Genomic DNA, 2207 nt, shown 5'->3' on the forward strand with positions numbered 1-2207 from the left:
TGCCGGTGGTGCCGTTGCCGCCGCTGCTGCCGGCCGGCGCGCCGCGGGTGGTGTTCCGCACGAAGCTCGCACCCGGGTACTTCCGCTGCGTCCGCGCCATGCTGCCCCGGCGCCTGTGGTGGTGGCGCATCCGAACCTGGGTGAGCAGGGCGGACGGCGCGGCCAATCCGGCCCCGGGGCCTGCCGGGACGGCCGCGGCCGGTAGACTCAGGATGGCGAGGCCGGCACCGGCCAGCGCCGCGAGATAGGGGATGCGCATCGAGATTCCTCCTGCCGCGGCACCAACGGATCGCCCCGGCGCAGGGAGAAGTTCGCGAGCCGCCCTCCGGTTCACGGATCCTTCCGATCCGGAAAGGTTGCCGGCGGTCGGCGAGCGTTCGCCCGGACCTTGAGCCGCGTCCTCACGTTATGCTGTCGGCTCGGCAGACAGCGCGGCACGGATGATCGGGCGTTCCAAGACGACACTCATCGCCCTGGGCGTCATCGCCGGCGCCGCGATCGTCGCGGTGCTGGTCCATCTGCTGCTCGGCCTGCTCGCCCTCGACATCGCCGTCGCGAAGACCAGCACGGAGGATCGAGAGGCGGCACAGGCGCTGACGCAGCTCTTCGAAACCCGGCATCCGCGGGTCCGCATCCGGACGATCTACGAGCCGGATCGCCTCGGGGCAGCGGAGGCCCTCGACAGGGGCAAGACCCAGCTCGCCCTGGTGCGCAGCGATGCCGCCCCGAAGGACGGACAGACCCTGGTCATCCTGCGCCGCGACGCGGTCGTGTTCATCGCGCCCGGCGGCAGCGCCGTCGACAGCGTGGCCAAGCTCAAGGGCAGCACGGTCGGGCTCCTCGACGGACGCAAGCTCGATCCGCGGCTGCTCGACCTGATCCTGACCCATTTCGGCGTGCCTCCGGGAAGCGTCCATCGCCGGATCCTGAGCGTGGACCAGCTGACCGAGGCCGCCCGCACCCGGCAGATCGGTTCGCTGTTCGTCGTGGCGCCGGTCGGAAGCGCACTATGGCTGCCGCTGTTCACGGCGCTCCGCAAAGGCTCCGGGGCGGTGAAGCTGTTCGAGGTCGACGAGGCGGCGGCGATCGCCAAGGAACATCCCGTGCTCGACACGATCGACGTGCCCAAGGGCGCCTTCCTGGGTTCCCTGCCGGCGCCGGGCGACGACATCACCACCCTGTCGGTCAGCCACCGGCTCGTCGCCAGGGGCGCGATGCCCGATTGGCTCGCCGGCGAGATCACCCGCGAGGTGCTGACCGGCAAGCCGCGGCTGGTGGCGCTCGACGACGACCTGGCCGGCATCGAGGCGCCCGACACCGACGACAAGGTCCAGGCGCTCCCCATCCATCCGGGTGCCGCCGCCTACCTGACCGGCAACCAGCCGAGCCTGGCGGATCAGGCGCAGAATGGGGCCTACTGGCTCGGGCTGATGATCAGCGCGGCAGCCTCGCTGAGCGCGGCGGGCATCGGCCTGTATCGCCGCTTCCGGCCGCGGCGGCCGCCGACCCGGGTCATGCGCCTCCTGGAGATCTGGCTGTCCGTGTCGGGCGCCGAGCCCGCCGACCTCGAACGGCTGGAGCGGGAGGCCGACGCGCTCGCAGCCGATGCGATCCGGTCGGAGGCGCACGGGCGGACGGAGAGCGTCGAGATGCGCCTCGTCGCCCTGCTGGTCACGCATGTCCGCGAGGCCGTCCAGAGACGCAGGCGCGCGGCGCGGCAGACGTCGTAGCCTTCAACGGCCCGGATTCGAGGCCGGCACGGCGGCCGGTCCGGAGGTGGCGACGCACGAACCCGACGGACCCATATCGGCACCGCTGCCACAACCATGAAGCGCGGAAGGCAGTACTTCGACTGTGCTATGGAGCCGCGGCACTTGAGGTCATCCCAAAAGCCTATGCTGCACGAACAGGATTGTTGATCTCCGCGCTCGACAACGCGTGGTTCAGTCCCGTATGATGCTTGAACGTTGCCGGCACATTTTGCGCCGCCGGGCACGTTAGTCTCAGGAATTCCGCACACATGAAGCGCCGGAGCGCGCGGCCGTTCACGGTCGAAGTCAAGCATACCCGCACCTCCCGCGTCGCGCTGGTCGATACGACGGCGCGACACCGCGACAATCCCGATCTGTGGTGGGACATTCCGCCGGACACCGCCGACAAGCCGGCCGAGGCCGCGTTCGCGCCCGCCGCCCCTGTCGAGCCGGCGC

Annotated in this window: 2 protein-coding genes and 1 pseudogene; 2 read left to right on the forward strand and 1 reads right to left on the reverse strand. The window is 70.7% G+C overall.

Annotation, left to right across the window (positions count from 1 at the left end):
- The coding region (locus tag FV228_RS27325; RefSeq protein ID WP_147857382.1) for a hypothetical protein at window positions 1-259 on the reverse strand (259 nt) is incomplete at its 3' end.
- A 181-nt stretch (window positions 260-440) separates the two neighbouring features.
- Between FV228_RS27325 and FV228_RS27330 the strand changes: the two genes are divergently transcribed.
- Together FV228_RS27330 and FV228_RS27335 are read left to right on the forward strand one after the other, a co-directional pair.
- On the forward strand, window positions 441-1730 hold the full coding sequence (locus FV228_RS27330) for a TAXI family TRAP transporter solute-binding subunit (RefSeq protein WP_147857383.1): 1290 nt from the start codon (window positions 441-443) through the stop codon (window positions 1728-1730).
- Between the two features lie 290 nt (window positions 1731-2020).
- Window positions 2021-2207 (forward strand): annotated as a pseudogene (locus tag FV228_RS27335) (hypothetical protein); the annotation flags it as partial.

It is taken from the genome of Methylobacterium sp. WL18 (assembly GCF_008040015.1).
Classification (GTDB): domain Bacteria; phylum Pseudomonadota; class Alphaproteobacteria; order Rhizobiales; family Beijerinckiaceae; genus Methylobacterium; species Methylobacterium mesophilicum.